This window comes from Nocardia farcinica (genome assembly GCF_029867845.1).
GTDB classification, from domain to species: Bacteria; Actinomycetota; Actinomycetes; order Mycobacteriales; family Mycobacteriaceae; genus Nocardia; species Nocardia farcinica_A.
This window is the reverse complement of the sequence record NZ_JARWRU010001083.1, coordinates 1-7843: the sequence shown is the minus strand read 5'-3', so window position 1 is coordinate 7843 and position 7843 is coordinate 1. Positions and strand designations below refer to the sequence as shown.

Annotated in this window: 7 protein-coding genes; 4 read left to right on the top strand and 3 right to left on the bottom strand. The window is 71.2% G+C overall.

What is annotated here, in order from left to right; genetic code table 11:
* Positions 1-497 (bottom strand): thiamine-phosphate kinase (locus QH283_RS23930; protein ID WP_280505189.1); only part of this gene is annotated, 497 nt, incomplete at its 3' end.
* A gap of 231 nt (positions 498-728) precedes the next feature.
* On the opposite strand from QH283_RS23930, the gene QH283_RS23925 reads away from it, so the two are divergent.
* A complete protein-coding gene (locus tag QH283_RS23925) occupies positions 729-1415 on the top strand; it encodes a DUF3515 domain-containing protein (RefSeq protein ID WP_280505188.1) in 687 nt (228 codons plus the stop codon).
* A gap of 60 nt (positions 1416-1475) precedes the next feature.
* On the opposite strand, the gene QH283_RS23920 is transcribed toward QH283_RS23925, so the two are convergent.
* Both QH283_RS23920 and QH283_RS23915 read right to left on the bottom strand, forming a co-directional pair.
* Positions 1476-2567, bottom strand: coding sequence for a D-alanine--D-alanine ligase family protein (locus QH283_RS23920; RefSeq protein WP_280505187.1), 1092 nt, complete (start codon positions 2565-2567; stop codon positions 1476-1478).
* Positions 2568-2619: 52 nt separating this feature from the next.
* Complete coding sequence (locus tag QH283_RS23915) at positions 2620-3633, bottom strand: NAD(P)H-dependent glycerol-3-phosphate dehydrogenase (RefSeq protein ID WP_280505186.1); 1014 nt, start codon at positions 3631-3633, stop codon at positions 2620-2622.
* 31 nt (positions 3634-3664) lie between these two features.
* Between QH283_RS23915 and cofC the strand changes: the two genes are divergently transcribed.
* The 3 genes from cofC (at position 3665) to QH283_RS23900 (ending at position 7583) form a co-directional block, all read left to right on the top strand.
* Complete coding sequence (gene cofC, locus QH283_RS23910) at positions 3665-4390, top strand: 2-phospho-L-lactate guanylyltransferase (protein WP_280505185.1); 726 nt, start codon at positions 3665-3667, stop codon at positions 4388-4390.
* Positions 4391-4464: 74 nt separating this feature from the next.
* Positions 4465-6627 carry an RNA degradosome polyphosphate kinase gene (locus QH283_RS23905; RefSeq protein ID WP_280505184.1) on the top strand — a complete coding sequence of 721 codons (2163 nt, stop codon included), beginning with the start codon at positions 4465-4467 and terminating at the stop codon, positions 6625-6627.
* Positions 6624-7583 carry an NUDIX hydrolase gene (locus tag QH283_RS23900; RefSeq protein ID WP_280505183.1) on the top strand — a complete coding sequence of 320 codons (960 nt, stop codon included), beginning with the start codon at positions 6624-6626 and terminating at the stop codon, positions 7581-7583. Before QH283_RS23905 ends, QH283_RS23900 begins: the two co-directional genes overlap by 4 nt.
* Positions 7584-7843 lie beyond the last annotated feature (260 nt).

Genomic DNA, 7843 nt, shown 5'->3' with positions numbered 1-7843 from the left:
GACCAGCCGAGCCTGCCCGCGACCGCCACGACGTCGGCCGGTCGGGCGCCCGATCGGGTCACCGGCGGCTGTCCGCGCAGGTCGCCGAAGGCGGTCACCGAGATCACCAGTTCGGGGCTGCGTACGAGATCGCCGCCCGCGATGGAGGCGCCCGCCCGCCGCGCCTCGGCCCACATCCCGTCGTTGAGCCCGTCGATCAGCTCGACCGGGGTGTCGGCCGGGCAACCGAGCGCCACCACGAACGCCGAGGGCGCCGCGCCCATGGCGTACACGTCGGCGGCGTTCTGGGCGATGGCCTTGCGCCCGATATCGCGCGGGGAGGACCAGTCGAGCCGGAAGTGCCTGCCCTGCACCAGCATGTCGGTGGTGACCACGAAGCGACCGTCCGGCGCGGCCACCACCGCGGCGTCGTCGCCCGGCCCGAGCAGCACGCCTGGTCCCGGCGCGCGGCCCGCGTTGATGCGGTCGATGAGTGCGAATTCCCCCAGTTCGCCCACCGACAGCGGTGTCGGCCGCTCGGGCGTGGCGCTCTCGCTGATGACCGGGCCCCTTTCCCGTGGTCGTGCGGGCGGCAATCGGCTCGACGGTACCCTGTGCTGGGCGCCGGACTCCACCGAGGGCGATCCCTCGGGCGCGAGGGGTCCGGGCAGATGGACAGCGGTTCACCCGCGCACAGACACAGCGGTTCCCGCGCGCACAGCAGGCGCGGAGCCGGGAGAGGACGGGCGATGGCGGCGGACAGGCCGGACGAGGACGACTCGCGGCCGGAGCACACACCGGCGGCGGACGCCACGTCCGAAACCGCCACCGGGCAGGACGCCACCGGGCAGGAGGCCACCGCACAGGACGCCACCGCACAGGACGCCACGGAGGCCGTCGAGCCGCGCTACTCCCCCGCGCTGATCGCCACCGCCGTCGCACTGCCCGTCGTCCTGGTGGCAGGCATCATCGTCGCCGCGGTGATCGCCCGCAACATGCCGGTCGAGCGGGAGCCGCTGGCGCTCGGCCCGGTGCCCGCGCCCGCCGCCGACGGACCGGCCTGCGCCGCCCTGCTGCCCGCCCTGCCCGACGAACTGGGCGACTACACCGTGGCCACCCTGGTCGAGCCCGCCCCGCCCGCGACCAAGGCCTGGCAACCCGAGGACGAGGGCGAGCCGATCGTGCTGCGCTGCGGTCTTGACCGGCCGCTGGAGTTCAATCGCGCCTCCCCGCTCCAGATCGTCAACGACGTGCGCTGGTTCGAGGTGCGCGAGGAGACCGCGAAGACCAGCACCTGGTTCGCCGTCGACCGCGAGACCTACATCGCGCTGACCGTTCCCGACGGCACCGGCCCGACTCCGCTGCAAGAGGTCTCCGACGCCGTCACGGCCACGGTGGCCCCGCGCGAACTCGACCCGGGCCCTTTGCCGAACTAGCCGGAACCGAACCGGGCGGACACGGCGCCGGGTGAGCGGGAGTGCCGGGTGAGCGGGAGGTCAGCGCAGCCCGGTGCCACGGGCGAGGGCGGTCTCGATGAGCGTGGACACCAGCGTCGCGTAGTCCACGCCCGCGGCCTCCCACATGCGCGGGTACATCGAGATGGCGGTGAACCCCGGCATGGTGTTGATCTCGTTGATGACCGGCCCGTTCTCGGTCACGAAGAAATCCACCCGCGACAGGCCCTGGCAGTCCAGCGCGCGGAAGGCCCGCACCGCCATCTGCCGCACCGTCTCGGCGGTCTCGTCGTCGAGCTTGGCCGGGACGTCGAATTCGCAGACGTCGTCGAGGTATTTGGTGTCGAAGTCGTAGAACTGCGGGCCGTCCCCTTCGGGCATCCTGATCTCGGCGATCACGCTGGCCTCGACCCGCCCGTCCGGGAATTCGAGCACGCCGCACTCCACCTCGCGACCGACGATGCCCGCTTCCACGATCACCTTCGGGTCGTGCTGCCTGGCCTTGTCGACGGCCGCGTCCAGCCCGCTCCAGTCGTCGACCTTGGTGATGCCGATGGACGAGCCGGCGCGGGCGGGCTTGACGAAGACCGGAAGCCCCAGGTCCGCCCGCTGTTCGGCGGTCAGCGTCGCGGTGCCGGGCCGCAGCACCACCTGCCTGCCGACGGGCAGCCCCTCGGCGGCGAGCAGCTTCTTGGTGAACTCCTTGTCCATGCCCGCGGCGCTGGCCAGCACGCCGGGACCGACATAGGGCACCCCGGCCAGCTCGAGCATGCCCTGCAGAGTGCCGTCCTCACCGAACGGGCCGTGCAGGATCGGGAAGACCACGTCGACCGCGCCCAGCACGGCGCCGGCGTCGTCGAGCGCGACCAGCGCGCCCGACCTGGTCGGATCGGGGGTGAGCGTCAGCGCGGTGCCGGTGGCGTCGACCGAGGGCAGCGCGTCGTGGCTGAGCCCGATCGCGGCCGTCTCGGCATCCGCCAGCACCCAGCCGCCCTCGGGGGTGATGCCGATCGGCACCGGCTCGAATCTGCCCGGATCGAGGTGCCGCAACACGCTGGCCGCGGACACACACGACACCGCGTGCTCGTTGCTGCGTCCGCCGAACACCACCGCCACCCTGATCCGGTTCGTCATGCCGAAAACCGTACCGGGCGGGTTCGGGGGGCTCGTACCCGCACTTCTCGGGTCACCGCTCCGGTTTGATACGCCTGCCGAGCAGGCTCCCGACCGCCTCGCTGACCGAAACTCCCTCGTGGCACACCCGATGGACGGCGTCGGTCAGCGGCATCTCCACGTCGTGCGCGGCGGCCAGCGCCCGCACCGATGTGCACGACTTCACACCCTCGGCCACCTGGCCATGGGTAGCCTGCTGGGCGGCCTCCATCGAGCCGCCCGCGCCGAGCACGTGGCCGAACGATCGGTTGCGCGACAGCGGCGAGGTGCAGGTGGCCACCAGGTCGCCGACACCGGCCAGCCCGGCCAGGGTGACCGGCTCCGCGCCCAGGGTGACCGCCAGCCGGATGATCTCGGCCAGCCCCCGGGTGATGATGCTGGCGATGGAGTTGTCGCCGAGGCCCATGCCCGCGGCGATGCCGGTCGCCAGCGCGATGACGTTCTTGCAGGCGCCGCCGATCTCGCAGCCCACCACGTCGGTGTTGGTGTAGGGCCGGAAATAGCCGGTGTAGCAGGCCCGTTGCACCGCCTCGGCGCGCGCCTGGTCGACGCAGGCCACCACGGTGGCCGCGGGCTGGCCCACGGCGATCTCCTTGGCCAGGTTCGGCCCGGACAGCACCGCGATGCGCTCGCGCTCGGCGTCTGTCACCTCGGCGATGACCTCGCTCATGCGCAGCAGCGTGCCGGTCTCGATGCCTTTGGCCAGGCTCAGCAGCGTGGCGTCGTGGTCGTCGATCGCCGAGCGCAACGCCGGCCGCCATTCGGTCAGATTCGCCCGCAGCGACTGCGACGGCACCGCGAGCACCACCAGTTCCGCGCCGCGCAGCGCGCGTACCGGATCGTGGGTGGCGGCGACCTCGGGTAGTCGCACATCGGGCAGGTAGGCGGGGTTGCGATGCTCGGTGGCCAGCGCCTCGGCGATCTCCGGCCGCCTGGCCCAGATCGTCACATCCGTTCCCGCGTCGGCCAACACCTTCGCGAACGCGGTACCCCATGATCCCGCACCAAGTACTGCCGCCCTCGTCATCAGCCCAATATGCCATGCAAGGATTGGGCTCATGCGTCCGCACGCCGTGCACGCCCTGATCGCGGTCAAGCGTCTCGATCAGGCCAAGAGCCGACTCGCCGACCGGTTGCCCGCCGCGCACCGGGCGCGGCTGGTGCTGGCCATGCTCGCCGACACGGTCACCGCCGCGTCGGCGGTGCCGCAGATCCGCTCCATCACCGTGGTGACACCGGACGCGGCGGTCACCGACCTGGTCGGCACGCTCGGAGCCACCGCCCATCCCGAGCCCCCGCTCGGCTCACCGGACGAACCGGCCCGCGCGGGCGTCGTCGCCGCCGGCGCGCACACCGACGGACTCAACACCGCGCTCGCGCATGCCGCCGCGAGCGTGCGCGCGAGCCACCCCGGCGCGGACCTGCTGGTCCTGCAGGCCGACCTGCCCGCGTTGCGCCCGGCCGAGCTCGCGGGCATGCTGGCCGCCGCCCCGCCGCACGGCCGCGCGGTCGTGGTCGACCACACCGGTTCCGGCACCGCCGCGCTGCTGGTCCGCGACGGCGGCGATCTCGCGCCCGCCTTCGGACCCGACTCCGCCCGCCGCCACATCGCCGCGGGCGCGGTGGAACTCACCGGTTACTGGCCCGGTCTCCGCCTCGACGTCGACACCGCCGCCGACCTCGAGCGGGTGGTCGCGCTGGGCGCCGGCTCGTCGACTCGCGCTGTCCTGCACGACATCGGCTGGTTCTGTCACGTTCACGAGCCCGTCCGCCGAGTGTGCTAGGGGGTCGCCGTGCCCCGGCTCACCACGCGATGACCGTGCTCATGTCGAAATGCGCGGTCGACCGCGGGTAGGGGATGATCGGTTCTGTGAGTCCTACGGAAATCGCCAAGCAGCAGCAGCTGCCAACGCCGCCCCCGGCCGTGACGCCGCCCCAGCCCGACCAGGCGACACAGCGTTTGCCGCAGGATCGCTACCTCAATCGCGAACTGAGCTGGCTCGACTTCAACGCCAGGGTGCTCGCACTGGCCGAGGACGCCTCGCTGCCGCTGCTGGAGCGCGCGAAGTTCCTCGCCATCTTCTCCTCCAATCTCGACGAGTTCTTCATGGTGCGCGTCGCCGGGCTCAAACGCCGCGCCGAGACCGGGCTGTCGGTGCGCTCGGCCGACGGGCGTTCGCCCAGTGAGCAGCTGGCGCTCATCGCCGCGCGCACCCAGGAGATCGCCGACCGGCACGCGCGGGTGTTCATGGACTCGGTGCTGCCCGCGCTCACCGCCGAGGGCATCGACATCATCGGCTGGGACGATCTGGACGCCGACGAGCAGCGCCGCCAGTCGGCCTACTTCCAGGACCAGGTCTTCCCCGTCCTCACCCCGCTGGCGGTCGACCCGGCGCACCCGTTCCCCTACATCAGCGGCCTGAGCCTCAACCTCGCGGTCACCGTGAAGGACTCGGTCACCGGCGGCGAGCACTTCGCCCGCGTCAAGGTGCCCGACAATGTCGACCGCTTCGTGCGGGTGCGCCGCACCTCCGGCTCCATCGCGGCCTTCCTGCCCATGGAGGCGCTGATCGCCGCGCACCTGGACCAGCTGTTCCCCGGCATGGAGGTGGTCGAGCACCATTCCTTCCGCATCACCCGCAACGCCGACTTCGAGGTCGACGAGGACCGCGACGAGGATCTGCTGCAGGCGCTGGAGCGGGAACTGGCCCGGCGCCGCTTCGGTTCGCCGGTGCGCCTCGAGGTCTCCGACGACATGACCGAGCACATGCTCGATCTGTTGCTGCGCGAACTCGATGTGGACCCGGCCGACGTGATCCAGGTGCCCGGCCTGCTCGACCTGTCCTGCCTGTGGCAGGTCTACGGCGTCGACCGGCCCGGCCTCAAGGATGCCCCCTACGTCCCGGCCACCCCGCCCGCCTTCGGCGAGCGCGAGACCCCGCGCAACGTCTTCGCCGCGCTGCGCGAGGGTGACGTGTTGGTGCACCACCCCTACGACTCGTTCTCCACCAGCGTGCAGCGCTTCATCGAGCAGGCCGCCGCCGACCCGCAGGTGCTGGCCATCAAGCAGACGCTGTACCGCACCTCCGGCGACTCCCCCATCGTCAACGCGCTCATCGACGCCGCCGAGGCGGGCAAGCAGGTGGTGGCGCTGGTGGAGATCAAGGCCCGCTTCGACGAGCAGGCCAACATCAAATGGGCCCGCAAGCTCGAACAGGCGGGCGTGCACGTGGTCTACGGGCTCATCGGTCTCAAGACCCACTGCAAGACCTGCCTGGTGGTGCGGCGCGAGGGCTCCACGATCCGGCGGTACTGCCATATCGGCACCGGCAACTACAACCCGAAGACCGCGCGCCTGTACGAGGACGTCGGATTGCTCACCGCCGCACCGGAAATCGGCGCCGATCTGACCGACCTGTTCAACTCGCTGACCGGATATTCGCGAAAGTCGGACTACCGCAATCTGCTGGTTGCCCCGCAAGGTGTCCGCGCAGGCATCATCGAGCGAATCCAGCGCGAGATCGAACTCGCCGGCGAGGGCGTCGCGGCGCGAATCCGGTTGAAGGCCAACGCGATCGTCGACGAGCAGGTCATCGACGCGCTCTACCGGGCCTCTCAGGCGGGTGTGCCGGTGCAGATCGTGGTGCGTGGCATCTGCGGCCTGAAACCGGGCGTGCCGGACATGAGCGAGAACATCGAGGTGCGCTCGATCCTCGGCCGTTTCCTCGAGCACTCCCGCGTCATGCATTTCCTGGCCCAGGACGAGTTCTGGATCGGCAGCGCCGACATGATGCACCGCAATCTCGACCGCAGGGTCGAGGTCATGGCGAAGGTCAACGATCCGAAACTGAAGGAGCAATTGAACGTCGTGCTCGATTCCGCGCTCTACCCCACCACCCGGTGCTGGGTGCTGCAGCCCGACGGCAGCTGGATCGCCTCGCCGCCGAGCGACACCGAGGACGGGCAGGTGCGCGACCACCAGCAGTACATGATGCGACTTCGGAGGCCCGAACAGCCGTGAGCGAACACGCTGGCTACACCGTCGACGGCCCGATCTGGGATCCCCAGGTCACCGCCAACATCCACGCCGCGGGCGCGGTGGTGTGGCGGCCACGCGAGGGCGGCGGGATCGAGATCGCGGTGGTGCACCGGCCGAAGTACGGCGACTGGTCGCTGCCGAAGGGCAAACTCGACCCCGGCGAGACCCCGATGGTCGCCGCGGTGCGCGAGGTGCACGAGGAGACCGGGCTGGTGTGCACGCTCGGGCGGTATCTGGGATATGTCACATATCCCATTCCCGGTCATCGCAAACTCAAGCGTGTCGATTATTGGGCCGCATCGGTCGCCGACGGCGAATTCCACGCCAATTCCGAAGTCGACGAACTCGGCTGGCATCCGCTGGACCGGGTGATGGACGAGTTGTCCTATCCGATGGACCGCCAGGTGGTGCGCACCTTCGCCCGGCTGCCCGCCGACACCGCCACCCTGGTGCTGGTGCGGCACGCCAAAGCCGGGCAGCGCGCCCGCTTCGACGGCCCCGACGAGCTGCGGCCACTCGAGCAGGCGGGCCAGGAGCAGGCGCGCGCGCTGGTCCCCAACCTGCTCACCTTCGGCCCGACGGCGGTGCATTCCGCACCCCCGGTGCGCTGCGTGGACACGGTGCGCCCCTTGGCGGACAAGCTGGGCGTGGAGGTGACGCCGGAGCCGACGCTCTCGGAGCAGGCCTACCGGGACGATCCCGAGGCGGGCAGGCGCAGAGCCACCGAACTGGTCACCCCGGGCACGGTGCCGGTGGTGTGCAGCCAGGGCGGAGTGATCCCCGATCTGCTGCGGTGGTGGGCCGAGCGGGACGGGCTGAAACTGCCACCAGCACGCAACCGCAAGGGCAGCGCGTGGGTGCTCTCGATCGCGGACGGACGGCTCGTGGCCGCCGATCATCTGGATCGGAAGCTGTCGGCTTCCGTAGTGAAATCGTGACCGGTGAATTCGTGATCCGCGCACCGGGTTCGGCGCCGTAGCGCCTGCCGGTCGGACGGATCGGCCCCGCACGGCGGCCGAAGGGCCCCGGGGAGTCAGGTGGTTCCCGGGGCCGTCATCGGTCCAGCGGCGGTGGGGGTGCGCCCGCGCCGCGCCTGCGGCGGTCGCGCGCGGCGCGCGCGCGCGGCGGGAGCGCGTGGGGGCCGTGGGCGTGGCCGCCGGGTTGATAGCGGGGGGCGTCTTGGCCGCGGTCTTCTTTG

What these genes read in the sequence shown, in the direction of transcription:
- QH283_RS23925 (WP_280505188.1), top strand. Translation starts at nt 729, where the DNA reads ATGGCGGCGGACAGGCCGGACGAGGACGACTCGCGGCCGGAGCACACA.
- QH283_RS23920 (WP_280505187.1), bottom strand. Translation starts at nt 2,567, where the DNA reads ATGACGAACCGGATCAGGGTGGCGGTGGTGTTCGGCGGACGCAGCAAC.
- QH283_RS23915 (WP_280505186.1), bottom strand. Translation starts at nt 3,633, where the DNA reads ATGACGAGGGCGGCAGTACTTGGTGCGGGATCATGGGGTACCGCGTTC.
- cofC (WP_280505185.1), top strand. Translation starts at nt 3,665, where the DNA reads ATGCGTCCGCACGCCGTGCACGCCCTGATCGCGGTCAAGCGTCTCGAT.
- QH283_RS23905 (WP_280505184.1), top strand. Translation starts at nt 4,465, where the DNA reads ATGATCGGTTCTGTGAGTCCTACGGAAATCGCCAAGCAGCAGCAGCTG.